This is a genomic window from Achromobacter sp. (assembly GCF_032102605.1).
GTDB lineage: Bacteria > Pseudomonadota > Gammaproteobacteria > Burkholderiales > Burkholderiaceae_B > Achromobacter.
This window is the reverse complement of sequence record NZ_DAMDGT010000006.1, coordinates 77,999-102,708: the sequence shown is the minus strand read 5'-3', so window position 1 is coordinate 102,708 and position 24,710 is coordinate 77,999. Positions and strand designations below refer to the sequence as shown.

The 24,710-nt window shown below is 66.3% G+C and carries 18 protein-coding genes; 9 read left to right on the top strand and 9 right to left on the bottom strand.

The annotated features are described in order from the left end of the window. Positions 1-33: 33 nt before the first annotated feature. The 3 genes from nirD to RT614_RS15425 form a co-directional block, all read right to left on the bottom strand. Positions 34-384, bottom strand: coding sequence for a nitrite reductase small subunit NirD (gene nirD / locus RT614_RS15435; RefSeq protein ID WP_313623001.1), 351 nt, complete (start codon positions 382-384; stop codon positions 34-36). Beyond that, the gene (gene nirB, locus RT614_RS15430; protein ID WP_313623000.1) at positions 384-2,945 is read right to left on the bottom strand and encodes a nitrite reductase large subunit NirB; all 2,562 of its coding nucleotides are present in this window, start codon (positions 2,943-2,945) and stop codon (positions 384-386) included. The genes nirD and nirB overlap by 1 nt, the downstream gene beginning before the upstream one ends. A 340-nt stretch (positions 2,946-3,285) precedes the next feature. Then, the gene (locus RT614_RS15425; protein WP_313622998.1) at positions 3,286-4,173 is read right to left on the bottom strand and encodes a LysR family transcriptional regulator; all 888 of its coding nucleotides are present in this window, start codon (positions 4,171-4,173) and stop codon (positions 3,286-3,288) included. 203 nt (positions 4,174-4,376) lie between these two features. On the opposite strand from RT614_RS15425, the gene RT614_RS15420 reads away from it, so the two are divergent. Then, entirely contained in the window at positions 4,377-6,002 is a 1,626-nt protein-coding gene (locus RT614_RS15420; protein ID WP_313622997.1) for a GMC family oxidoreductase N-terminal domain-containing protein, read from the top strand. A 71-nt stretch (positions 6,003-6,073) separates the two neighbouring features. Here RT614_RS15420 and cfa read toward each other — a convergent pair whose 3' ends face one another. After that, on the bottom strand, positions 6,074-7,264 hold the full coding sequence (gene cfa, locus RT614_RS15415; RefSeq protein WP_313622996.1) for a cyclopropane fatty acyl phospholipid synthase: 1,191 nt from the start codon (positions 7,262-7,264) through the stop codon (positions 6,074-6,076). Between the two features lie 277 nt (positions 7,265-7,541). On the opposite strand from cfa, the gene RT614_RS15410 reads away from it, so the two are divergent. From RT614_RS15410 to greB, 3 genes are all read left to right on the top strand, one after another. Next, positions 7,542-8,474, top strand: coding sequence for an alpha/beta fold hydrolase (locus RT614_RS15410; protein ID WP_409558479.1), 933 nt, complete (start codon positions 7,542-7,544; stop codon positions 8,472-8,474). 68 nt (positions 8,475-8,542) lie between these two features. Then, positions 8,543-9,388, top strand: a complete 846-nt coding sequence (locus RT614_RS15405; RefSeq protein WP_313622995.1) for a 3',5'-nucleoside bisphosphate phosphatase — start codon at positions 8,543-8,545, stop codon at positions 9,386-9,388. A gap of 68 nt (positions 9,389-9,456) precedes the next feature. Continuing rightward, positions 9,457-10,008, top strand: coding sequence for a transcription elongation factor GreB (gene greB, locus RT614_RS15400; RefSeq protein ID WP_313622994.1), 552 nt, complete (start codon positions 9,457-9,459; stop codon positions 10,006-10,008). A 181-nt stretch (positions 10,009-10,189) separates the two neighbouring features. On the opposite strand, the gene RT614_RS15395 is transcribed toward greB, so the two are convergent. From RT614_RS15395 to RT614_RS15385, 3 genes are all read right to left on the bottom strand, one after another. Then, complete coding sequence (locus RT614_RS15395; protein ID WP_313622993.1) at positions 10,190-11,218, bottom strand: DctP family TRAP transporter solute-binding subunit; 1,029 nt, start codon at positions 11,216-11,218, stop codon at positions 10,190-10,192. A gap of 84 nt (positions 11,219-11,302) precedes the next feature. Further along, positions 11,303-12,601 carry a TRAP transporter large permease gene (locus RT614_RS15390; RefSeq protein WP_313622992.1) on the bottom strand — a complete coding sequence of 433 codons (1,299 nt, stop codon included), beginning with the start codon at positions 12,599-12,601 and terminating at the stop codon, positions 11,303-11,305. Beyond that, complete coding sequence (locus RT614_RS15385; RefSeq protein WP_313622991.1) at positions 12,598-13,140, bottom strand: TRAP transporter small permease; 543 nt, start codon at positions 13,138-13,140, stop codon at positions 12,598-12,600. Before RT614_RS15385 ends, RT614_RS15390 begins: the two co-directional genes overlap by 4 nt. Positions 13,141-13,499: 359 nt before the next feature. Between RT614_RS15385 and purL the strand changes: the two genes are divergently transcribed. Both purL and RT614_RS15375 read left to right on the top strand, forming a co-directional pair. After that, entirely contained in the window at positions 13,500-17,549 is a 4,050-nt protein-coding gene (gene purL / locus RT614_RS15380; RefSeq protein ID WP_313622990.1) for a phosphoribosylformylglycinamidine synthase, read from the top strand. A gap of 196 nt (positions 17,550-17,745) precedes the next feature. Next, entirely contained in the window at positions 17,746-19,374 is a 1,629-nt protein-coding gene (locus RT614_RS15375; protein ID WP_313622989.1) for a methyl-accepting chemotaxis protein, read from the top strand. Positions 19,375-19,478: 104 nt separating this feature from the next. Here the strand turns inward: RT614_RS15375 and RT614_RS15370 are convergent, their stop codons facing one another. Both RT614_RS15370 and RT614_RS15365 read right to left on the bottom strand, forming a co-directional pair. Continuing rightward, on the bottom strand, positions 19,479-20,462 hold the full coding sequence (locus tag RT614_RS15370) for a tripartite tricarboxylate transporter substrate binding protein BugE (protein ID WP_313622988.1): 984 nt from the start codon (positions 20,460-20,462) through the stop codon (positions 19,479-19,481). A 19-nt stretch (positions 20,463-20,481) separates the two neighbouring features. After that, positions 20,482-21,438: an alpha/beta fold hydrolase gene (locus RT614_RS15365; protein WP_313622987.1), complete on the bottom strand. Its 957-nt coding sequence runs from the start codon at positions 21,436-21,438 to the stop codon at positions 20,482-20,484. Between the two features lie 161 nt (positions 21,439-21,599). Between RT614_RS15365 and RT614_RS15360 the strand changes: the two genes are divergently transcribed. The 3 genes from RT614_RS15360 to RT614_RS15350 all read left to right on the top strand — a co-directional run bounded on the left by RT614_RS15360 (position 21,600) and on the right by RT614_RS15350 (position 24,693). Beyond that, positions 21,600-22,517 carry a LysR family transcriptional regulator gene (locus RT614_RS15360; protein ID WP_313622986.1) on the top strand — a complete coding sequence of 306 codons (918 nt, stop codon included), beginning with the start codon at positions 21,600-21,602 and terminating at the stop codon, positions 22,515-22,517. Positions 22,518-22,595: 78 nt separating this feature from the next. Then, entirely contained in the window at positions 22,596-24,065 is a 1,470-nt protein-coding gene (locus RT614_RS15355; protein WP_313622985.1) for a M20 family metallopeptidase, read from the top strand. 70 nt (positions 24,066-24,135) lie between these two features. Further along, positions 24,136-24,693, top strand: coding sequence for a DUF1415 domain-containing protein (locus RT614_RS15350; protein WP_313622984.1), 558 nt, complete (start codon positions 24,136-24,138; stop codon positions 24,691-24,693). Positions 24,694-24,710: the final 17 nt, after the last annotated feature.

Here is a 24,710-nt window from a genome sequence, read left to right as displayed (position 1 = left end):
TTGCGATATTTGAAAAAAATCCGGCGGCGCCCGTCAGGCGATTTCCACCGCGTCTCCGTTGAAGCGCGCCTGCCACGTTTGCAGGCGCTGCTCGGGGTACTGCACGCAGCTGCCGTCCGCCAGGCGGAAGTGCTGCTTGTAGAGCGGGGACGCGACCACCAGGTCGCCGGCTAGTTGGCCGACGATGCCCCGGCCGATCACGTTGGCGCCCGACTTCGGGTCGCGGTTCGATACGGCGTATAGATTCTGGCCGGCGGCCTCCGGCAGGTAGAAGAGGGCGACCTGGGCGCCGTCCACCAACGCGACGACACCGGAGTTCGCCACGAGGTCCTGGCGGCAGCAGGCGTGGCGCCACGCTTGTTGTTGAGAGGCTTTTGCGGACATCAGGCGATCTCCTCGGCAATGGGGATGACGCGCTGCGCGGCGCGCGCCGGGGCCGGTCTGGGCTGGCCGCGTTCCTGCACGAACTGGATGTCGGGATCGCCCTGGCTGTCGTTCACGAAAGTGCGGAAGCGCTTGAGCTTTTCGGGGTCGTCGATGGCGTTGGCCCATTCGCATTCGTAGCGGTCCACCACCAGCTGCATCTGCGCCTCCAGTTCGGCGCCCAGGCCCAGGCTGTCCTCGATGACCACCTCTTTCAGGTATTCCAGGCCGCCCTCCAGGGACTCGCGCCACACGGAGGTGCGTTGCAGTTTGTCGGCCGTGCGGATGTAGAACATCAGCAGCCGGTCGATGTAGCGGATGAGGGTGGCGTCGTCCAGGTCGGTGGCGAAGAGTTCGGCGTGGCGCGGGCGCATGCCGCCGTTGCCGCATACGTAGAGGTTCCAGCCGTTCTCGGTGGCGATCACGCCGATGTCCTTGCTTTGCGCCTCGGCGCATTCGCGGGTGCAGCCGGACACGGCGAACTTCAGCTTGTGCGGCGCGCGCAGGCCCTTGTAGCGGTGCTCGATGTCCAGCGCCATCTTCACGCTGTCCTGCACGCCGTAGCGGCACCAGGTGCTGCCCACGCAGGACTTCACCGTGCGCGTCGACTTGCCGTAGGCATGGCCCGTCTCGAAGCCGGCGGCGATCAGTTCCGACCAGATCGACGGAAGCTCGTGGAGCTGCGCGCCGAAGAGGTCGATGCGCTGGCCGCCGGTGACCTTGACGTACAGCTTGTACTTCTTGGCCACGGCGCCGATGGCGATCAGACCATCCGGCGTGACTTCGCCGGCGGGCATGCGGGGCACCACGGAATAGGTGCCGTTCTTCTGCATGTTGGCCATGAAGGTGTCGTTGGTGTCCTGCAGGGGCACCAGGTGCGGATCCTGGATGGGGCGGTTCCAGCAGGACGCCAGGATCGAACCCACGGCGGGCTTGCAGATCTCGCACCCCACGTGGCCGCGCCCGTGGCTGGCCAGCAATTGTTCGAAGCTCTCGATGCTGCCCACGCGCACGATGGCGTAGAGCTCCTGGCGCGTATAGGCAAAGTGCTCGCACAGGCTCTTGTCCACGGCGACGCCGCGGCTGGCCAGCTCGTGCTCGACAACCTGCTTCAGCAGGCCCGCACAGCCGCCGCATCCCGAAGCCGCCTTGGTGCAGGCCTTGACGCCGGCCAGGTCCGTACAGCCGCCGTCGATGGCGTCGCAAATGGCGCCCTTGTTGACGTTGTGGCAGGAGCAGATGGTGGCGGTGGCGGGCAGGGCATCGACGCCCAGCAGTGGCGCGGCCTGGCCCTGCGGCAGGATCAGGCAGGACGGATCGGCGGGCGGCGCGATGCCGTTCTGCACGTACTGAAGCAGCGTGTCGTAGTAGCTGTTGTCGCCCACCAGGACCGCGCCCAGCACGCGCTTGCCGTCGGCGGACACGACCAGCCGGCGGTAGCCCGAACCGGCTTCGTCGATGTAGCGGTAGCTGCGCGAACCCGGCGTGGCGCCGTGCGCGTCGCCGATCGAGCCCACGTCCACGCCCAGCAGCTTGAGCTTGGTGGACATGTCGGCGCCGGAAAAGGGCTGTTCGGGCGCGCCGCACAGCTCGGCGGCGACGATGCGCGCCATCTGATATCCCGGCGCCACCAGGCCGAACACGGCGCCGTTCCAGGACGCGCATTCACCAATGGCGTAGATGTTCTCGTCGCTGCTGCGGCAGCGGTCGTCGATGGTGACGCCGCCGCGCTCGGCCAGCGTCAGCCCTGCCTTGCGCGCCAGGAAGACTTGCGGGCGGATCCCGGCCGAAAACACGATCAGGTCCGTTTCCAGCGCCGCGCCTTCGGCAAAGCGCATGCGGTAGCGATACTGCGTGCCGGGTTTGATGTCCTGCGTGGCGCGCGACAGATGCACGCCCACGCCCATCGCCTCGATGCGCGCTTTCAGCGCGGCGCCGCCGGCGTCGTCCAGTTGCACCGGCATCAGGCGCGGGGCGAACTCCACGACGTGCGCCTCCAGGTTCAGCGACTTGAGCGCGTTGGCGGCTTCCAGCCCCAGCAGCCCGCCGCCCACGACCACGCCGCGCCGCGCGCCGTTGGCCGCTTCGCGGATCAGGTCCAGGTCGTCGATGTTGCGGTACACCAGTCGCGATGTCCCTTCGGCGCCGGCGATCGGGGGCACGAACGGATAGGAGCCGGTCGCCAGCACCAGCTTGTCATAGGCAGTGCGGCCGCTCGCGGTCACCACCTGCTGCGCGTGCCGGTCGATTTCCAACACGGGCTCGCCCAGGCGCAGGGTGACGCCCTCCTGTTCATAGAGCGACGCTTCGCCCAGCGCCATCGATTCGGCATCGCGGCCGTTCAGGTACTCGGACAGGTGGACGCGATCGTAGGCACGACGGGTTTCTTCGCCGAAAACGTAGATGCGATAGCGCGCAAGGGCGCCGCGGGCGATCAGTTGCTCTACGCAATGATGGCCCACCATGCCGTTGCCGATGACAACCAGCGTCTGCAAGGAATCGGATGTGGCCGCTGCATTCATGGGATATCCCCAGGCTTGGATATTTGGTTTTCAGAAGACAAACGGCGCCCTGGACCTTGCGGTCGGGGCGCCATTGCCGGTACTGCTCGCGTTGTCTTGCCGGGCTTGCACCCGCACATGGCTTATCAAGCAAAGTCCGTGCCAGGTATTGCCAGATGGGGGTGCGGCGAGGGGTTTGGCCAGGAATTCAGAGGGAAAGCGGCAGGCGAATCACTGCGCGGGCGACCATCGCTCTAAGGCGAGAGTGCGGGGGGAATGCTTCGTAACGGTGCATAGCGGTGTGCGCGCTGCACCCGTTTGGCGCAGCGCAGCATGAACCGAAGCCCCGCCCGACGCGGTCTCAGGCGAATGCCGCCTGCACCGCCGCAAAGGCTGCGGCAGCCAGCGCGTCGTCGCGCCGCGCGGCCAGGGTGATGAAGGACAACTCCGCCTGGATCGACAGGCCCTTGACCAGTTGCAGTCCGCTCGCCTGGGACTCGCGCAGGGCGATGGAGTCGCGCGCCAACGACAGGCCCACGCCCGAGCGCACCAGGTCCAGCATCGACGCCTCCTGGTCCACTTCGGCGACGGCGTGGGGCGTAATGCCAAGCGCGTCGAACTTGTCGGACAGCAGTCGGTGATGCACGGAGTCGGGCGGCGTCCAGATCCAGGGCAGCGTTGCGACCTCGGCCCAGCCGCGGCCGGCAACCTGCGCGCTCCAGCTCTTTGGGGCGACGACGTAGTAGGCAAACGACGCCAGCGGCTGCGCGTGCAGCCCCGGGGGATGGCCGCCCGCGGTTTGCGGCCCCAGGAAGAACCCCACATCCAGTTCGCCGGATTTCACCAGCCGCCCGACCGTCCCCGACATGCCGTGGCGCAGGGTGGGGCGGATCTTTGGGTAGTGCTCCACCAGGTACTGCAAGGTGGCGCCCAGCCGCAGGAATTCCGGGTCCAGGATGGTGCCCATGCGCAGTTCGCCTTGCACGGTGTCGCGCAGGGCGCCGATGGCGCGCTGGAAGTCGTCCAGCGCATCCAGCACGCGCAACGCCGACGGCAGCAGCGCCCGCCCGTCCGCGTTCGGCGCCAGCCCCTGGGCCGTGCGCGAGAACAGGGTCAGGTCCAGCGATTCCTGGAAGTTCTTGAGCTGCAGGCTCAACGCGGGCTGCGTCAGGTGCAGATGCTCGGCCGCCCGGGTGAGGTTGCCTTCCCTGGCGACTGCGGCAAAAGTGCGGATGTGCTTCAAGTCCATGGCGCTTTCCAAAAGTGGCGTCGACCAAAATCAGCGACCATTATTAAAGACGCTTATAAAGCGCTTTTCAACATTTCATTGGACAGCCACCCCCGTGCTGCGCCACAGTTCCGGGAGATCCCCGGCGCGCGTTCACCGCCGTAGCCGGGGCGGCTCACCGCGCTGGCGCCCCTTTTCTGCCCGCGACTTGATAAGAAGAGCTTATGGAGACATACGACTACATCGTCGTGGGCGCGGGGTCGGCCGGCTGCGTGCTGGCGAACCGCCTCACCCGCGATCCCGCCGTCAAGGTTCTGCTGCTGGAAGCCGGCGGTCGCGACAACTATCACTGGATCCATATCCCGGTCGGCTATCTGCACTGCATCGGCAATCCGCGCACCGATTGGATGTACCGCACCGCCGAGGAACCGGGCCTGGGCGGACGGTCGCTCATTTATCCTCGGGGCCGCGTGCTGGGCGGCAGCTCGTCGATCAACGGCATGATCTACATGCGCGGCCAGAAGCAGGACTACGAAGATTGGGCGGAGATATCGGGCGATCCGGCCTGGTGCTGGGACCAGGTGCTGCCGGTCTTCAAGCGCAGCGAGGACTATCACCGCGGCGCGGACGAGCACCACGGCGCGGGCGGCGAATGGCGGGTGGAATCGCAGCGCCTGCGCTGGGACATCCTGGAAGCCTTTGCCAGCGCGGCCGAACAGGAAGGCATTCCCCGTGTGCAGGACTTCAACCGCGGCGACAACTTCGGCAGCGGCTATTTCGAGGTCAACCAGAAGCGCGGCTGGCGGTGGAACACGGCCAAGGCGTTCTTGCGGCCGGTGCTAAAGCGCCCGAACCTGGAGGTGATGACGGGGGCGCTGGCGGAGCAACTGGAATTCGAGGGCACGCGCTGCGTGGGCGTGCGCGTCAACCGCGGCGGACAATCCACGACGTTGCGCGCTCGCCGCGAAGTCATCCTGTCGGCCGGCGCCGTGAATACGCCGCACCTGCTGGAAGTCTCCGGCATCGGTGAACCCGCGCGCCTGCGCGAGGCCGGCATCGCATCGCGCCACGCCTTGCCGGGCGTGGGCGAGAACCTTCAGGACCATCTGCAACTGCGGGTCATCATCAAGGTCAACGGCGTGAAGACGCTGAACCGTATCGCGTCTACGTGGCTGGGCAGGGCGGGCATCGGGCTGGAATACCTGGTCAACCGCAGCGGCCCCATGAGCATGGCGCCCTCGCAGCTGGGCGCCTTCGCCAAATCCGACCCCGGCCAGGCGCGCGCCAACGTGGAATTCCATGTTCAGCCGCTGTCGCTGGGCGCGTTCGGCGAGTCCCTGCATGGCTTTGATGCGTTTACGGCCAGCGTGTGCAACCTGCGGCCCACCTCAAGGGGCAGTGTCCACGCGCAAGGGCCCGCCGGACAGAAGGGCTGCGAAGCGCCCGTCATCCGCCCCAACTACCTGAGCACCGACGAAGACCTGCGCGTGGCGGCCGACTCCATCCGGCTGGTGCGCCGCATCGCCGCCGCGCCCGCGCTGCAACGCTACCAGCCGGACGAATGGCTGCCCGGGCCAGCCTTCCGGACCGAAGAAGAGCTGCGTCAGGCGGCCGGCAAGATCGGCACCACCATCTTCCATCCCGTGGGCACCTGCGCGATGGGCCGGGACGCCGACAGCGGGGCGGTAGTGGACGCGCGGTTGCGCGTGCATGGCTTGCAAGGGCTGCGCATCGCCGACGCCTCGATCATGCCGCTGATCACCTCGGGCAATACCAATTCGCCAACCATCATGATCGCCGAGCGCGCGGCCGACATGATCCGTGAAGAGGCCGGCGCAGCGGTCCGATAGCCGCCGGCGCCCTGCCAAAGCGACAAAGCCGCCTGATGGGCGGCTTTGTCTTTTGTACCGATGCCTGGGTGTCAGCGCAGCGAACGATAGGTTTCCTGGCGCTGCGGATGCGTCAGGATCACCTGCCATAGCTGTCCCTCGCGTGACCGGAAGAACCCGGCGCAGCACATCAGATAGTACTTCCACATCCGGTAGAACCGGGTGCCGTAACGGGACTCGAGCGACGGCCAGGCCTGCTCGAAGCGGTCCCACCAGGCCATCAGCGTGCGGTCGTAGTCGGCGCCGAAGTTGTGCCAGTCTTCGATGATGAATCGGCCCTCCACGGCCGTCGTGATCTCGCGGGCGGACGGCAGCTTGCCGTTCGGGAACACATAGCGGTCGATCCACGGGTCCGTGCTCTGGCTGGTGGACGCGATGCCGATGGTGTGCAGCAGGAACACGCCTTCCGGCGCCATCAGTCGCTGCACGTTGGTGAAGTACGTGTCGTAGTTCTTCGGGCCGACGTGCTCGAACATGCCTACCGAGACGACCTTGTCGAAGCTGCCTTGAAGGTCGCGGTAGTCCTGCAGCAGCAGTTCAACCGGCAGGCCCTTCACCCGTTCCTGCGCCAGGGCAAGCTGTTCCTTGGACACGGTGACGCCGGTGACCTTGACGCCGTAGCGCTCGGCCGCGAATTTGGCCAGGCCGCCCCAGCCGCAGCCGATGTCCAGCAGCGTCTCGCCTTCCTTCAGCTGCAGTTTTCGGCAGATCATGTCCAGCTTCGCCTCCTGCGCTTCCTCCAGCGTCTGGGCATGCTCCCAATAGGCGCAGGAGTAGATCATTCGGCTGTCCAGCATGGCCTCGAACACGTCGTTGCCGGCGTCGTAGTGCTGCTCGCCGACTTCGAACGCCCGGTGTTTGGACTGCAGGTTGAACAGCTTGTGGCGCAGGTGTTCGGCGATCAGCTTGATGCGCGCCACGCCCAACGCCGCCGATCCCATGTCGGCTCGCAGAAGCCGCGTGAAAAGCTCGTCCAGCTCGTCGCAGTCCCACTCGCCGTCCATGTAGGATTCGCCCAGTCCCAGCGACCAGCTGGCGAACACCCGCTCGTACATGTGCTTGTCATGAACATGTATGTCCCAGGGACGCGAGCCGTTGATCTGCACGTCCGCGCGCGACAGGACGTCCTGCAGGACTTTCGGGGGTTCGGGGGGAGGGGCGGCGACGATGGCTTGACCGGTGGGTTGGTCGGTCAGCGGAGAGACGGGACTGCTTTGCTGCATACGGACTCCATATCAATTTTGGGATGACTGATCTGGCAATGCCTGAAGCTTTTTACTGTGCGCCCGGAAAGGTGCGCAACTCCAATTTAATGATTGCATCGACGCCATAGGCAATGGCAATGCCGACGGGGTGGACGCGTCTGCGCGCCCGGTTGGATGCAACGATCGTAGCCACGGCCGCCGCGATAGTCCAGAGCAGGCCGCCCACGGCTCCTATAAGATAGCGGCCACATGCGCCGCCGCGCCGGCGCGCGCCGATCCCTGGAGCGTATTGAAAGTGGATGCCAGCCTGGAACCCCGTTTGGATTTCGTCACCTGCGCCAGCCCGGCCGGACTGCACCGCATGGCCTATTGGGAATGGGGCGACCCTGCCAATGATCGCGTGCTGCTGTGCGTGCATGGCCTGACTCGCACCGGGCGCGACTTCGATACGCTGGCGCGCCGGCTGGCCGGCCGCTACCGCGTCGTCTGCCCCGACGTGGTCGGGCGCGGCCGTTCGGACTGGCTGGTCAACCCGGCTTTCTATACGGTGCCGCAGTATGTGTCCGACATGGTGACGCTCATCGCGCGCCTGCGGCCCGGCAGCCTGGCGTGGGTGGGCACGTCGATGGGCGGCCTGATCGGCATGGCGCTGTCGGGCGCCGGGGCGTTCGCCAAAGCCATGCTGGCGATGCGCCCGCATGCGGGCATGCTGCCGCCTGACCAAGGCATCCGCCTGGACAAGCTGGTGCTCAACGACGTGGGCCCGCGCCTGGAAAACGGCGCCTTGTCGCGCATCGGCCAGTACGTGGGCGATTCCAGCGAGTTTGCGTCGTTCCAGGACGCCGTCGCCGCCATGCGGGCCAACTCCCAGACCTTCGGCCCTCATACCGACGCCCAGTGGGCGGATCTGGCGAAGTACCTGTACCCCGAGCAGGGCGGCAAGTGGGTCAAGCACTATGACGTGGCGATCTCCCAGGCGCTGTCCTCGCAGACGGCCGAAGAGCTGGCCGCGGGCGAGCAGATCCTGTGGCGCTCCTATGACGCCATTGATTGTCCGGTGCTGATCGTGCGCGGCGCGCAATCCGATCTGCTGACTCGCGCCACCGTCGACGAAATGCTCAAGCGCAATCCGCGCGCGCGGGCGCATGAAGTCGCTGGCGTAGGCCACGCGCCCACGCTGATCGCCGACGACCAGGTGAATCCAGTGGCGGATTTCCTGCTAGCCTGATCCCCCGCGCGCAATGTGGGGACGGCACGCCGCTAGGCGTGCCGCCGGGCCTTCTCTACAATAGCCCCATGAAATCGCCCACGCTGAACATCGACCTGCACTGCCATTCCACGGTTTCCGACGGCGCCCTTGCGCCCCGGGACGTGGCGCAGCGGGCTTACGCCAATGGCGTCGATGTCTGGGCCCTGACCGACCACGACGAAGTGGGCGGTCTCGCCGAAGCCGCGGCGACGGCCCAGGAACTGGGCATGCGTTTTGCCACCGGCGTCGAGATTTCGGTCACCTGGGCGGGCTTGACGGTCCATATCGTCGGGCTGCGGTTCGACCCCGACAACGCCACGCTCATCCAGGGCCTGCGCAAAACCCGTTCCGGCCGCGCGGACCGCGCCCGCCGCATCGGCGAACGCCTGGCCGGCATGGGCATGCCCGGCGCCTACGAGGGCGCGCTGCCGTTCGCCGGCAACCCGGAACTCATCAGCCGCACGCATTTTGCGCGGTATCTGGTCGAAGCCGGCTATTGCCCGGACGTCCAGACCGTCTTCAACAAGCACCTGGGCGACGACTGCCCCGGCCACGTGCCCATGCAATGGGCCTCGCTGGCCGACGCCGTGGGCTGGATCCGCGGCGCGGGCGGGCAGGCCGTCATTGCGCACCCCGGGCGCTACAAGTACACGCCCATGCAGTTTGCCGCCCTGTTCGACGAATTCCTGCAACTGGGCGGCGTGGGTATCGAGGTCAACACGGGCAGCCATACCGCTGAAGAAGCGCGCCAGTACGCCGAGGTCGCGCGCCGCTACGGTTTCCTGGCCTCGCGCGGGTCTGACTTCCACAGCCCCAAGGAAAGCCGGATGGACCTGGGCCAACTGCCGCCTTTGCCCTCCGACTTGAAACCGGTCTGGCACGACTGGTTCTGACGCGGGCGGTATCCGCCGCCCATCCTGCAAGCCATCGACAGTGACCGCGCCGTCGCGGCGCAACCGCCATGAATAAAGCCTTTGTTAAAGAGTCCGATCACGAGGACGACGACGATCTGCCGCAGGCCCAGGCCTTGCCGGCGGGCACCAAGAACTACATGACGCCTGAAGGGTACGAGCGCCTGCGCGCCGAACTCACGCAGTTGATGAACGTGGAGCGCCCGGCCGTCGTGCAGGTGGTGTCGTGGGCGGCGTCCAACGGCGACCGCTCGGAAAACGGCGACTATCTCTATGGCAAGAAGCGCCTGCGCGAAATCGACCGGCGCATGCGCTTCCTGACCAAGCGGCTGGACATCGCCGAGGTCGTCGACCCCAAGGCCCAGCCCAACCGCGACCAGGCGTTCTTCGGCGCCACGGTCAATTACGTGGACAAGGCGGGTGAGGAACACACCGTCACCATCGTCGGGGTGGACGAAGCCGAGCCCCTGGCGGGCAAGATCAGCTGGATTTCGCCCGTCGCGCGCGCCCTGATCAAGGCGCGCGAAGGCGACACCGTCGTGCTGCGCACGCCGGCCGGCATCGACGAGCTGGATATCCTGGAAGTCCGTTACCCCGAGTAGCGGCGTCTCCGCGCCCCTTGCGCGGTGTCGGACGCCCAACAATCCAAAGACAACGCTGCAAAAAATAACGGGCGCCGGTTTTGGCCGGCGCCCGTTTGGTGGGCGGGATTCTACGTCCCTGCCTCGGTTGGCGGCTTGCGCCGCCGGTTCCCCTGGGGCTTGCTGCGAATCTTTCGCGGGTTTACTTCTTGCGTTCGGCGATGGACTTTTCGGCCTTGGTGACCAGGTCTTCGCCGATCTGCTTCTTCCACTTCTCGTAGACGGGCTTGGTGACCTTCACGAAGGCGTCGTGGTCCGCCTGCGACAGCGAGGTCACGGTGACGCCGTGACCGGCGATTTCCTTCAGCAGCGACGGGTCTTCAGGCGTGACGCCTTTGCGCGCGATCACGATCTGCTGCTTGCCGGCATCCAGCGCGGCCTGGCGCACGATGTCGCGGTCCTTTTCCGACCAGGAATTCCACACTTCGCGGTTGACCACGAAGATCAGCGGATCGGCCACGTAGTTCCACAGCGTCAGGTACTTCTGGCCCACGGTGTAGAGCTTGGAGCCGGTGTAGATCGACAGCGGGTTTTCCTGGCCGTCGACCGCGCCGCTGGCCAGCGCGGGCTGCGCGTCCGCCCAGCTCATCTGCGTGGGATTGGCGCCCAGCGCGGTGAACGTGTCGATGTACAGCGGCGAGCCGACCACGCGCAGCTTCATGCCCTTCATGTCTTCGGGGCGCTTGATCTCGCGCTTGGAATTGCTGATCTGGCGGTAGCCGTTTTCACCCCAGGCCAGCGGCACGACGCCCGCCTTTTCGATGAGCTTGAACATTTCCTTGCCCACGTCGCCCTGAACCAGCGCGTCGATCGCCGCGTAGTCGGGCATCAGGAAGGGCAGGGAGAACAGGTTCAGTTGCTTGACCTGCGGCGACCAATTGATGGTGGAGCCCACCGCCATGTCGATCACGCCTTGGCGGATCGCGGTGAATTCGCGGGTCTGGTCGCCCTGGACCAGCGAGGTGCCGGGGTAGACCTTGATATTGATGCGGCCTTCGGTGCGTTCGCGCACCAGGTTGGACCAGATTTCCGCGCCCTGGCCCCACGGGAAGGTGGTGCCGACGACGATGGAGAGCTTGTACTCGGGCTTGTAGTTCTGCGCGTGCGCGGGCGCCATGCCCACGACGGCGGCCGCGCACAGCGCTGCCCCGATCAGATTGCGGAATTTCATAGTGCGTCTCCTCTCTATGCGAGTCTGTATGTTGTTGTCATCAATGGCCATGCGGCCCTTCTCGGGCCGGCCGGTCCCGCCTTCTCAATAACCCAGCTTGCGCGGCAGCCACAACGCCAGCTCGGGAAACACCAGCACCGCCACCAGCACCAGGAACATCGCGCCCAGCAGCCACACCACCCAACGCACCGTGGATTCCATCGGCACGCGCGCAATGCGGCACGACACCATCAGGTTCACCGCCAGCGGCGGGGTGAACTGGCCCAGCGCGACCTTCAAGGTCAGGATCACGCCGAACCACACCGGATCCCAGCCGTAGGCATTGGCGATCGGCATGAGCAGCGGCACGAAAATCAGGAAGATCGAGATGCCGTCCAGGAACATGCCCACGGTCATCAGCAGCAGGATCAGGAGCGCCAGCACGCCCCATTCGCCCAGGCCGGAATTGACGATGGCGTGGGTGATCGGGTCGATGACGCTGAGCGTGGACAGGGCCCAGGCGAAGATGCCGGCCAGCGTCACCACCAGCATGATGACGGCCGACAGTTCGGCGGCTTCGCGCAGGATGGTGTACAGGTCGCGCAGCTTGATCGTGCGGTGAATGAAGGCGCCGACGAACAGGCCATAGAACACGGCGACAACGGCGGCTTCGGTGGGCGTGAACCAGCCCATGCGCATGCCGCCCAGGATCAGCACCGGCGCGGCCAGGCCCCAGGAAGCTTCGCGCAGGCTTTTCCAGAAGGGCGGACGCGGCAGGTGGGCTTCCAACCCGCCCATCTTGTGTTTGCGCGATAGCCAGACGGCCGGCACGATCAGCGCAAGGCCGGCCAGGATGCCGGGCACCATGCCGGCGGCGAACAGGGCAGGCACCGACGCGCCGGGCACCAGCACGGAATAGATGATGAAGGCCACCGAGGGCGGGATCAGGATGTCCGTCGCGGCGCCGGCGGCCACCACCGACGCCGAGAACGATCCGGGATAGCCTGCGCGCGACATCGCGGTAATCATCACCGCGCCCACGGCCGCGGCGCACGCCGGGCCCGAGCCCGAGATGCCGCCCAGGAACATGGCCACCGCGATCGACACCAGCGGCAGCATGCCGGGACCGCGCCCGACGATGGCGATGGCGAAGTCCACCAGGCGCTTGGCCACGCCCGAACGGTCGAAGATGGAGCCGACCAGCACGAACATCGGAATCGCCAGCAACGGGTACTTGGCCAGGCCGGCGTAGAAGTTCTGCGGCACGGTCAACAGGCCATACCAGGGCGTATCCAGGTTGGTCAGCACGATCGCGACCGTGCCTCCGATGCCCAGCGCCACGCCGACCGGCACGCCGATCACCATCAGGACGATGAAGACGGTAAAGAGGATGGCGGCGATCATTGCTGCGCGTCCGCTTTCGGGCCGCGCGCGATGCGGCGCAGCGTGCCGACGGTGCGCAGCGAGATCGCCGCCGCCATCACGGGCAGCCAGATCGAATACCACCAGGTCGGCACGCCGATCGCGGGCGAGGTTTCCTCGTACATGTATTCGTCCAGCACCAGCTTTACCGACAGTACGGTCAGCAGCACGAAGAACGCCAGCACGCAGCCGTTGGCGATGAGCGCCATGATGCGCTGCCGACGCGGCGAACCGGAATCGGCCAGGATCTCGATGCGGATGTGATGATTGCGCACGAAGGCCACGCTGCCGCCCGCCATGGTCAGCACGATCAGCAGGAACACCGAGATCTCTTCCGTCCAGGCGAAGGACTGATCGGTGAAGTAGCGCACCAGCACATTCAGGAAAGTAATGATGGCCAGGGTCGCAAGCAGGATCACGGCCAGCCAGTCTTCGATCGCCAGCGGCACCTTCACGGCGGGATCTGCTTCTACGGGGATGATCGGTTCGACGGGCTCGGCGGGGGCTTCAGGGCGGGACATGTGAGGCAACGGCCAGTGCGCGGATGGGCGCTTGTTCTTGTGTTGGTAGGGTCGCTGCATCCTACCGTTGACCCGCGGAGGAGGGTGTTCGTGTTTTCCCGCAATGCGGGGTTGCCGCAACATGCTGCGGTGCGTCACGCGTGACAAGCCTGATGGCAACCGAGAGGGAAAACGACGGCAGAGCCGGGCGTGTTGACGCCGTTATTGCTGTGCACCATGGCGGTGCGACGCTGCTGGAATTCTTTTGTAACAATGCCGGCAGGCGGCCGCCTGAAGGCAGGTTGAACATCGGCTCCGGGAAAACCCCTTAAACGGGTAAAATCCCATCTTTGCACCCCTCTTTATACGGCGCCCGCATCGTGTCCCTAGTTCAGCATCTGCCTGGTTCCTCCGTCCTGTCCTCCTTTCGACGTGATCGCCTCCTGGCGCAATTGAAGGAAGCCGGCCTGCCGGTGGCCGACATATCCGCTCGCTACGAGCACTTCGTCAGCACCGATGCCGCCCTGACGGCCGAACAGCAGCAGCAACTTACCCAACTGCTGGACTACGGCACGCCCAACACGGCGGATGCCCCGGCCAAGAGCCTGTCGCTGCTGGTGATCCCGCGCCTTGGCACGATTTCTCCGTGGGCCAGCAAAGCCACTGACATCGCGCACAATTGCGGCCTCGCGTCCGTGCATCGCATCGAACGCGGCGTGCGCTACGTCATCACGCCGGAACGCGGCCTGCTCGGCACCAAGTCCTTCGACGACGCCATGCTGGCGCGCGCGGCCGACTGCCTGCACGACCGCATGACCGAAACCGTGGTGGACGCCAGCTTCGACGGCCAGGCGCTGTTCCAGCCGCTGGCCGGCAAGCCGATGCGCACCGTCGACGTCCAGTCGCGCGGCGCCGATGCCCTGACCGAGGCCAATACCTCGCTGGGCCTGGCCCTGTCCGACGACGAAATCGAATACCTCGCCAAGTCCTTCACGGACCTGGGCCGCGACCCCACCGACGTCGAACTGATGATGTTCGCGCAGGCCAACAGCGAACACTGCCGCCACAAGATCTTCAACGCCGAATGGGTCATCGACGGCCAGGAGCAGCCCAACACGCTGTTCGGCATGATCCGGGCCACGCACAAGGCGCAGCCCCAAGGCACCGTGGTCGCCTATTCGGACAACGCCGCCATCATGGAAGGCGGCCCCGCGCAGCGCTTCCAGGCCGGCGTGCCGGGCGTCACCGGGCAGGGCGCCGAAGGCGCCAAGTACATCCGCCGCGACACCACCGTGCACACGCTGATGAAGGTGGAAACGCACAATCACCCGACCGCGATCGCGCCGTTCCCCGGCGCATCCACCGGCAACGGCGGTGAAATTCGCGACGAAGGCGCCACTGGCCGCGGCTCCAAGCCCAAGGCGGGCCTCACGGGCTTCACCGTGTCGCACCTGCGCTTCGACGACGCGCTGCAGCCCTGGGAAGCCGACCACCACGGCCTGCCCGAACGCATCGCCTCGCCGCTGTCCATCATGATCGACGGCCCCATCGGCGGCGCGGCGTTCAACAACGAATTCGGCCGGCCCAACCTGCTGGGCTATTTCCGCTCGTTCGAACAAACCGCCGGCGGCACGCGCTGGGGCTACCACAAGCCCATCATGATCGCGGGCGGCCTGGGCAGCATCGACGCGGGCCTCACGCACAAAGACGTCATTCCTCCCGGCGCGCTGCTGATCCAGCTGGGCGGCCCGGGCTTCCGCATCGGCATGGGCGGCGGCGCCGCCTCCAGCATTAGCATGGGCAGCAACTCGGCCGAACTGGACTTCGATTCCGTCCAGCGCGGCAACCCCGAGATCGAACGCCGCGCCCAGGAAGTCATTGACCGCTGCTGGCAGCAGGCCGAAAACAACCCCATCATCGCCATCCACGACGTGGGCGCGGGCGGCCTGTCCAACGCCTTCCCGGAACTGGTCAACGACGCCGGCCGCGGCGCCATCTTCGACCTGAAGCGCGTGCCCCTCGAAGAATCGGGCCTGTCGCCCGCCGAAATCTGGAGCAACGAATCGCAGGAACGCTACGTCCTGTCGATCCTGCCCCAAGACCTGGAACGCTTTGACGCCATCGCCCGCCGCGAACGCTGCCCGTACGCGGTGGTGGGCGTGGCCACCGAAGAACGCCAGCTGCGCGTGGTCGACGGCGAAGGCCTGCCCGGCCTGGACACGATCCGCCCGCAAGGCGACGCCGAAGTGCGCCCCGTGGACGTGCCGATCGACGTCATTCTGGGCAAGCCGCCGCGCATGACGCGCGACGTCAAGCGCCTGCCCGGCGTGTCCGAACCTCTGGACCTGGCCGGCATCGACCTCACCGAAGCCGCGTATCGCGTGCTGCGCCACCCCACGGTGGCCAACAAGTCCTTCCTCATCACCATCGGCGACCGCACGGTCGGTGGTCTGTCCAGCCGCGACCAGATGGTCGGCCCCTGGCAGATTCCGGTGGCCGACTGCGCCGTCACGCTGGCCGACTACGAAGGCTTCCGCGGCGAAGCCATGTCGATGGGCGAACGCACTCCCATCGCCATGCTGGACGCGCCGGCCTCGGGCCGCATGGCCGTGGCCGAAGCCCTGACCAACCTGGCCGCCGCCGACGTGGCGCGCCTGGAAGACATCAAGCTGTCCGCCAACTGGATGGCCGCCTGCGGCGTGGCCGGCCAGGACGCCGCGCTGTACGACACCGTGTCCGCCGTCAGCGAACTGTGCCAGGCCACCGGCCTGTCCATTCCGGTGGGCAAGGACTCCCTGTCCATGAAGACGTCCTGGGAACAGGACGGCGAGCAGCGCCAGGTGGTGGCGCCGGTGTCGCTGGTCGTCACGGCGTTCGCGCCGGTGGCCGACGTGCGCGCCAGCCTCACCCCGCAGCTGCGCACCGACGCGGGCGACAGCGTCCTCATCGTGATCGACCTGGGCCGCGGCCGCCATCGCATGGGCGGTTCGATCCTGGCGCAGACCTACAACCAGGTCGGCCAGACCGTGCCGGACATCGATTCGCCGCAAGACCTGCGCGCATTCTTCGTCACCATCCGCACGCTGGCCGAAGCCGGCACCATCTTGTCCTACCATGACCGCTCCGACGGCGGCCTGTTCGCCACGCTGGTGGAAATGGCCTTCGCCGGCCGCACCGGCATCTCGGTCAACCTCGACATGCTCACCTTCGATCCGCAGTCCGCGGATTGGGGCGACTACAAGATCCGTCCGGAACAGGTGGCGGTGCAGCGCGACGAACTCACGCTCAAGGCGCTGTTCTCGGAAGAGGCGGGCGCCGTGATCCAGGTGCCAGCCGCGCAACGCGACGCCGTCATGCAGGTGCTGCGCGGCGCAGGCCTGTCGGCCCACTCGCACGTCATCGGCGGCCTGAACGGCGCCGACGAAATCGAGTTCTACCGCGACGGCAAGAAGATCTGGGGCCAGCCCCGCGCTGACCTCGGCCGCGCCTGGTCCGAAGTCTCCTACCGCATCATGGCTCGCCGCGACAACCCGGCCTGCGCCCAGGCCGAACTCGACGTCTGGAATGACGTCAAGGATCCGGGCATGAGCCCGACCGTGGCCTTCGATCCGCAGGAAGACGTCGCCGCCCCGTTCATCAACACCGGCAAGCGCCCGCGCGTGGCGATCCTGCGCGAACAAGGCTGCAACAGCCAGGTCGAAATGGCCTGGGCGTTCGACACTTCAGGCTTCGAAGCCATCGACGTCCACATGACCGACCTGCTGTCCGGCCGCGTGGACCTGGCGCAGATGCAGGGCCTGGTCGCCGTCGGCGGCTTCAGCTACGGCGACGTGCTGGGCGCCGGCGAAGGCTGGGCGCGCACCATCCGCTTCAACAGCAAGCTGGCCGACCAGTTCGCCGCGTACTTCGCGCGCCCCGACACCTTCGGGCTGGGCGTGTGCAACGGCTGCCAGATGATGGCCGCGCTGGCCCCGATGATCCCGGGCGCCGACCACTGGCCGCGTTTCACGCGCAACCAGTCGGAAAAGTACGAAGCGCGCCTGTCCATGGTTGAAGTGGCCAAGTCGCCGTCGATCTTCTTCGCAGGCATGGAAGGCGCCCGCGTGCCGGTCGCCGTGGCCCACGGCGAAGGCTTCGCCGACTTCTCGCAACAGGGCGACGCCAGCCGCGTGCTGGCCGCCGCGCGCTTCATCGACAACTACGGCCAAGCCACCGAGACCTACCCGTTCAACCCGAACGGCAGCCCGGGCGGCCTGACTTCGGTCACCACCGCCGATGGCCGCTTCACGGTCATCATGCCGCACCCGGAACGCGTCACGCGCAACGTCATGATGTCGTGGGCCCCCGAAAAATGGGGCAATGCCGACAAGGGCGGCGCGTACACCCCCTGGATGCGCATCTTCCGCAATGCGCGCGCCTGGCTGAAGTAAGCCGGTTCATTCGCCGGGGCCTCGTCCCCGGCGTTGCGCGACACAGACCCCGCCGCCCAGGCAATGCGCCTGGGCGGCGGGGTTTTTATTGAACGCAGCCGGGTTGCCGCACGCATGTAACCCGATGAGATATTTAACTTTTCATTGCATTGCGCCGTTAAGGGGATAGCGTTACGCAACCCCCGGAGTGGCTCCAATGTTCAAGAATTTAAGTATCCGCGCAATCCTGACGACCGCCCTGGGCGTCTTCTTTGCACTCTTTTTGGTCACCGGCATCGCCGTGTACCAGCAACTGACGTCCAATCGCACCTCCATCGAGGTGATGCTGGACACCAACCTCGTCCGCGCCAACGCGCTGGACGACGCCGCCGCCGAACTGCTGCGCGCCCGCGTGGTGCTGCTGTCGGCGCAAAGCGCGCTGCTGGAAGGCAAGAGCCTGGAAAACATGGCCAGCATGCAGCGGCTGGACGGCTACGTCACCAAGGCCACCGGCCTGATCGACTCGGCGCGCAAGCAGCCGGAACTGACGCCGCAGGGCAAGCCCCTGTTCGATGCCGCGCTGGCCGCCTATGACGTTTATGCGCGCGACGCGATCGTGCCGCTGATTGCCGCCATCCGCGCCGGCAACGCCAAGGAAGCCGGCCGAATCAATCTGGAAAAGGTCACGCCGCTGGGCATCAACTTCACCAATTCCATCCAGCAGTACGTGGACTATGCCGACGAAGTCGGCCAACGGGTGGCGCGTGAATCCGCCGCTCGCATCAATGCAGCAATCGTGTTCCTGATCTGTCTGCTGGCAGTGGTGGCGGCGCTGGTCGTGGGGCTGTATGTCGTGTTCGGACGTTCCGTCTTCCGCCCGTTGCATGAAGCCGGGCGCCTGTTCGACCGCATCGCCAACGGCGACCTGACCAATCGCATCGACCACCGCGGCAACAACGAGATCGGCGTGCTGTACGCCGCCGTCAAGCGCATGCAGGACAGCCTGGCGCGCACCGTGTCCGCCGTGCGCCTGGGCGTGGAAGAGATCCACACGGGTTCGCGCGAAATTGCCGCGGGCAACATCGACCTGTCTTCCCGCACGGAACAGCAGGCCGCGTCGCTGGAGGAAACGGCCGCCAGCATGGACGAACTGTCCTCCACCGTGAAAAACAACGCCGACAGCTCGCGCAACGCCTCGCAACTGGCGATGGCGGCGTCCGAGGTCGCTACGCGCGGCGGCCAGGCCGTGGGCGACGTGGTCGGCACGATGCGCGGCATCGCCGACAGCTCGCACCGCATCGCCGACATCGTCGGCGTGATCGACGGCATCGCCTTCCAGACCAACATCCTGGCGTTGAACGCCGCGGTGGAAGCGGCGCGTGCCGGCGAGCAGGGCAAGGGCTTCGCGGTCGTGGCCAGCGAAGTGCGCGCCCTTGCGCAGCGCAGCGCCGCCGCCGCCAAGGAAATCAAGGGCCTTATCGACGACTCCGTGCAGAAGGTGTCGGTGGGTTCGGACCAGGTGGAGGCCGCTGGCGCCACCATGCAGGAGATCGTCACCTCGGTGCGCCGCGTGACGGACATCATCAACGAAATCTCCAGCGCGTCCGAAGAGCAGTCGCAGGGCATCCAGCAGGTGAACCAGGCCGTGTCGCAGATGGACAGCGTGACGCAGCAGAACGCGGCGCTGGTCGAACAGGCGGCCGCTTCCGCGGCTTCGCTGGAAACGCAGGCCCAGCGCCTGCGCGAAGCCGTGGCGGTGTTCAAGCTGCAAACCGGCCGCGTGATCGATGCCGAGGCGCCCGCCCTGGAAAGCCGCGGCGGCGAACCTGCACTGATCGGCGCCTGATCCACCCATGAAAAAGCCGGCCATGACGGCCGGCTTGCCTATATATATATACAGGCCCTGATCCGAGCAAAGACCCCGCGCGCATCGCGCCGGGGCCTTTTCCATTACTGGTCCAGCTGGATCTTGGCGTCGTTCGCGACGTTCTTCCACTTCTTCACGTCGCTGGCGATCACTTGCTGGAAAGCGTCGGACGTACCGGCCACCACGGTGCCGCCCAGGCTGGCCATCTTGGCCTTCACGTCCGGCGTGTTCAAAGCCTTGACCGACGCGTCATGCAGCTTCTGCTTGACGTTTTCCGGCAGGTTCTTGGGCGCCAGCAGTCCGTTCCAGGCGTTGGCTTCGTAGCGCGCCAGGCCGGCTTCCTTGAAGGTGGGCGTGTCCGGCAGTTCCGGCGAGCGCGCGTCGGCGGCGATGGCGATCGGGCGGATCTGGCCGCTCTTGATGTACGGCAGCGATGCCGGCACCGGTTCCCAGATCATCGACACCTGGCCGCTGATCACGTCGGTGAAGGCCGGGCCCGCACCGCGGTACGCGATGTGCATGAGCTTGGAGCCCGTCATCGACTTCATCAGTTCCATGGCCAGGTTGCCCAGGCCGCCGGCGCCCGACGAGGCGTACGTGTACTTGTCCGGATTGGCCTTGGACTGCGCGATCAGTGCGTTCAGGTCGGCGGCGGGGAAGTCCTTGGTGACGCTCAGCACACCCGGCACGGTGACCAGCTGCGTGATCGCCGTGAAGTCCTGCGACGCGTCATACGTCAGGTTCTTGTACACGGCGGGATTGGTGCCGTGGGTGCTGGAGGAGGCCAGCAGGATGGTGTAGCCGTCCGGCGCGGCGTCGGCGACATAGCGCGTGCCGATCGAACCGCCGGCGCCGGCCTTGTTTTCGACGACGACGGTAACGCCCAGCTCGGTGCCCAGTTGCGCGGCAAAAACACGGCCGATGATGTCGGCGGTGCCGCCCGGGGCGAACGGCACGATCATGCGGATGGGCTTGTTCGGATAGTCGGCCTGCTGGGCCGAAGCGCCGGCCGCCAGCGTGGCGCCGGTGAACAGCGCCAGGGCAATGGTGGTTTTCTTCAGGGTCATGTCTATCTCCACGAGAAGGTTAGTCGAGGCTGCGGTCCAGCCAATCGACGATCAATCCGGCAATGTGGTCGCTGTTGCGATCCAGCATGCAGAAATGGGAGTTGCCGGCGATGCCGGCATCGGGCAGGTCCAGCACGTCGGCGGTCTGGCCGGCCGCGCGCAGGGCGTTCCAATAGGCGTCCGTCTGGGCGCGGTAGCGCTGCCAGGTGTCGTCCGCGTCAAAGTGATCGCCCCAGACCAGCAGTTGCGGGGGCAACTGACAGGTGGCCTGGGCCGGGGTGCCGGTGGGTTCCACCGCGACGACGGCGCGCACGGTCGCCGCGTATTCCTGGGCAAGCAAGGTGGCGAAGCCGCCGCCCTGGCTGTGGCCGATGACGATGCAGGGGCCGGCCAGGTCCAATAGTTCTCGGTAGGCGCCAAGCGCCATGTCCCCATGCGTCAGCCAGCGCGGGACGAACTGCTTGGCGAACGTGTCGAAAGCGTCGACGGGAAACTGTTGCCCCGGGTACGCATGGCGGTCTTCACCTGCGGGGGCGTAGCCCGAAGCCGGACCGATGCGGAACAGTCGCCAGGCCTCTTCCTTGGAGCGGAAGATGGGCGCCGAGTCGTACACCTGCGGAAACATCGCCCACGAGGCGCGGCCGCGCTCGGGCGCGTCGGACACGAAAACGTCGTAGCCCGCCTGCAGCAGGCGCCACAGCCAGCCGTCGCGGCCGTCGGGTGTGCTTTCCCACTGTGCGCCCGTCATGCCTCCGCCATGCCACAGCAGTACGGGGTAGGGGCAGCGCGGCTGCGCCAGCCGGTATTCCTGGACATACAACTGTCCGGCGCTATAGCCGCCGTTCATATCGATAAGCCGGGCGGACGCATTGCCCACGACCTTTTGCTGTTGCATGGGCAGGCCGCCAGCCACGACGTCCACGCCGCCCAGGTAATGGCTGCGTATCGACTTGAGCAGGACAGGAGTGTCTGACATAGGGTTTTCCAGGAGTGGATGCTGGGATATTAGTTGCAAGGTGTTTCTGGGTTGTGCAAAATGCGCAATCGCTGTGCCAGATCGGCACAGGCGTTGAGCCATGCACAAACAACCGCCGGGCCTGCCGAATCTCGGGGCGGGGCGGGAAAAGAGAGACACCGATGGATATCAAATGGCTTGAGGACTTCGTCGCCCTGTCCAAGGCGCGCAACCTGTTCCAGGCCGCCGAGGCGCGCAACGTGACGCACCCGGCGTTCGGGCGCCGCATCAAGGCGCTGGAAGATTGGGCAGGCGTGCCGCTGGTCGAACGCGGCCACCAGGTGTCCACGCTGAACGCCGCCGGGCGCAGCGTGCTGGCGGCCGCCATCGACGTGCTGGACATCCTGCGCGAAACGCGCGAGACGCTGCAAAAGCCCGAACAGGAGCGCGCACGCAAGATCACCATCGCATCCGGCAAGACGCTGGCCCATTCGGTGCTGCCGGGGCTGATGGCAGGCGTTCAGCGGGGCCTGCCAGCTTTTCAGTTGAAGGTCGTCACCACGACGCTGAATTACGGCGTCGACATGCTCGAGGACGGCGAGGTCGACTTCCTGCTGTGCCATGCGCACGAACCGCTGTACGCCAAGATCGACAATCCCAGCTACCGCTACCGGCGGGTGGGCGCCGACAAGCTGGTCGCCGTCAGCGCGCCCGTTTCCCCCGGCGGACGCTATCCCCGCCACGCCGTGCCCAAGCTGGCCTCGGATCCACCCGTGCCTTTTTTGGCCTACGCCAGCAGCATGTCGCTGGGCCGCATCCTGCACGACAAGCTGCGCGGACTTTGCGAGGTTCCGCTATTGCAGACCATGTACGAATCAGACCTGGCGGACGCCTTGCACGCCATGGCGCGCCAGGGCTTCGGGCTGGCCTGGCTGCCGCATACGCTGGTTGAATCCGACCTGCGGGACGGCACGCTGGTGCGCGCCGACGGCGCCCGCAACGACATCCATATGGAAATCCGGCTGTACCAGTCGGTCGGCAACGCCAAGCCGCTGGCCCGCGAGGTATGGAGCCGGATCGAGGCGTACGCGGCCAGATAGGGGACAAAAGATGCCGTCCGCCCGGCACAGGCATAAAATAGCGGTTTGCCCCTTTCCCGCACACAGGAAGCCAGCGCCATGAACGCACGCATCCCCGAAGACGCATTGCCGCCCACTCTCGATCCCAAGGCCCTCCAGGACTTCGTGGATGACAAGTGGGACAACGAAATCATCCCCGCGCTGACCGACTACATCGCCATCCCGGCCAAAAGCCCGGCGTTCGACGCCGACTGGGAAAAGAACGCGTTCATCGAACGTGTGGTGCGCGATGCGGCGCAATGGGTCGAAGCGCAAAAGGTGTCCGGCCTGAAACTGGAAGTGGTGCGCCTGCCGGGCCGTACGCCCGTCATCTTTTTTGACGCGCCCGCCACCCGCAGCGACAACGGCGACACCGTCCTGCTCTACGGCCACCTGGACAAGCAGCCCGAATTCTCCGGCTGGCGCGCGGGCCTGGGCCCCTGGACGCCCAAGTACGAAGACGGCAAGCTCTATGGCCGCGGCGGCGCCGACGACGGCTATGCCGTGTACGCCTCGCTGACCGCCATCATGGCGCTGGACAAGCAGGGCATCCCGCGTCCGCGCTGCGTGGGCATCGTGGAAACCTGTGAAGAATCGGGCAGCTACGACCTTCTGCCTTACGTGGACGCGCTGCGCGACCGCCTGGGCAACGTGGCCCTGGTGGTGTGCCTGGATTCGGGCGCCGGCAACTACGACCAACTCTGGATGACCACGTCGCTGCGCGGCATGGTGTCCGGCACCCTGGAAGTCCAGGTCCTGGACGAAGGCGTGCACTCGGGCGACTCCAGCGGCGTCGTGCCGTCGTCGTTCCGCATCCTGCGTCACCTGCTGGATCGCCTGGAAGACAGCGCCACCGGCCGTCTGCTGCCGCAAAGCCTGCACTGCGAAATCCCCGCCGAACGCATCGAACAGGTCGCGGCCACAGCCCGCATCCTGGGCGACGAAGTCTGGCGCCGCTTTCCCTGGAGCTGCGGCGCCGAAGGCGGCTTCGTGCTGCCCATGACCACCGAACCCGAACAGGCGTTGCTGAACCGCACCTGGCGCCCGACGCTGTCGGTAACGGGCGCCGAAGGCTTGCCGCCCCTGTCCAGCGCCGGCAACGTGCTGCGCCCGCGCACCGCGTTCAAGCTGTCGCTGCGCCTGCCGCCGCTGATCGACGCCGTGGCCGCCTCGCAGGAAATCAAGGAACTGCTGGAAGCGGACGCTCCCTATAACGCCAAGGTGATCTTCAAGGCCAACGAAGGCGCGGCCACGGGCTGGAACGCGCCCGCATCCGTGCCCTGGTTGACCCAGGCGCTGGACGCGGCCTCGCAGCAGTACTACGGCGCGCCTTGCGGCTACATCGGCCAGGGCGGCACCATTCCGCTGATGAGCATCCTGCAAAAGGGTTTCCCGCAGGCCCAATTCATGGTGTGCGGCGTGCTGGGTCCCAAGTCCAACGCCCACGGCCCCAATGAATTCCTGCACGTGCCCTATGGCAAGAAGCTGACCGCCGCTGTCGCGCAGACGATGGCGGCCATGCCGGCCTGACGCGCACCATCAGCCATGCAGAGCGCGGGGCCTATGGCCTTGCGCTCTTTCTTTTTCCAGGATTGATTCGATGATTTCAACCTCCGACGCCTACGCCAACGTAGTTGCAGAAACCCGCCACTGGCTGAACCAGGCCGTGATCGGCCTGAACCTCTGTCCTTTCGCCAAGGCGGTTCAGGTCAAGGACCAGATCCGCTTTGCCGTCAGCGACGCCACCGACGCCGAAGGCGTGCTCACCGACCTGCAGGACGAGCTGGCGCTCTTGGCCGAAACCGACCCCGAAAAGATCGACACCACGCTGCTGATCATCCCTGACGCGCTGGACGACTTCCTGGATTTCAACGACTTCGAAGACCTGTCCGATCGCCTGCTCAAGCGCATGCGCCTGGTGGGCGAACTGCAGGTCGCCACGTTCCACCCGCAGTTCCAGTTCGCCGACACGCAGCCAGACGACATCGAAAACTACACCAACCGTTCGCCATACCCCATCCTGCATCTGCTGCGCGAAGACAGCATCGACCGCGCGGTGGAATCCTTCCCCGACGCCGCCGAGATCTACGAAAAGAACATCGACACGATGCAGAAGCTGGGCCTGGAAGGCTGGAAGAAGCTGATGACCAAGGCCTGAGGCCGGCAGGGGCACGC

Bases quoted from the DNA above. Each gene is read 5' to 3' on its own strand.
- RT614_RS15355 (WP_313622985.1), top strand. From the start codon at position 22,596: ATGAACGCACGCATCCCCGAAGACGCATTGCCGCCCACTCTCGATCCC.
- greB (WP_313622994.1), top strand. From the start codon at position 9,457: ATGAATAAAGCCTTTGTTAAAGAGTCCGATCACGAGGACGACGACGAT.
- nirB (WP_313623000.1), bottom strand. From the start codon at position 2,945: ATGAATGCAGCGGCCACATCCGATTCCTTGCAGACGCTGGTTGTCATC.
- RT614_RS15390 (WP_313622992.1), bottom strand. From the start codon at position 12,601: ATGATCGCCGCCATCCTCTTTACCGTCTTCATCGTCCTGATGGTGATC.
- RT614_RS15370 (WP_313622988.1), bottom strand. From the start codon at position 20,462: ATGACCCTGAAGAAAACCACCATTGCCCTGGCGCTGTTCACCGGCGCC.
- RT614_RS15350 (WP_313622984.1), top strand. From the start codon at position 24,136: ATGATTTCAACCTCCGACGCCTACGCCAACGTAGTTGCAGAAACCCGC.
- RT614_RS15365 (WP_313622987.1), bottom strand. From the start codon at position 21,438: ATGTCAGACACTCCTGTCCTGCTCAAGTCGATACGCAGCCATTACCTG.
- RT614_RS15405 (WP_313622995.1), top strand. From the start codon at position 8,543: ATGAAATCGCCCACGCTGAACATCGACCTGCACTGCCATTCCACGGTT.
- RT614_RS15420 (WP_313622997.1), top strand. From the start codon at position 4,377: ATGGAGACATACGACTACATCGTCGTGGGCGCGGGGTCGGCCGGCTGC.
- RT614_RS15360 (WP_313622986.1), top strand. From the start codon at position 21,600: ATGGATATCAAATGGCTTGAGGACTTCGTCGCCCTGTCCAAGGCGCGC.
- RT614_RS15425 (WP_313622998.1), bottom strand. From the start codon at position 4,173: ATGGACTTGAAGCACATCCGCACTTTTGCCGCAGTCGCCAGGGAAGGC.
- cfa (WP_313622996.1), bottom strand. From the start codon at position 7,264: ATGCAGCAAAGCAGTCCCGTCTCTCCGCTGACCGACCAACCCACCGGT.
- nirD (WP_313623001.1), bottom strand. From the start codon at position 384: ATGTCCGCAAAAGCCTCTCAACAACAAGCGTGGCGCCACGCCTGCTGC.
- RT614_RS15375 (WP_313622989.1), top strand. From the start codon at position 17,746: ATGTTCAAGAATTTAAGTATCCGCGCAATCCTGACGACCGCCCTGGGC.
- RT614_RS15395 (WP_313622993.1), bottom strand. From the start codon at position 11,218: ATGAAATTCCGCAATCTGATCGGGGCAGCGCTGTGCGCGGCCGCCGTC.
- RT614_RS15385 (WP_313622991.1), bottom strand. From the start codon at position 13,140: ATGTCCCGCCCTGAAGCCCCCGCCGAGCCCGTCGAACCGATCATCCCC.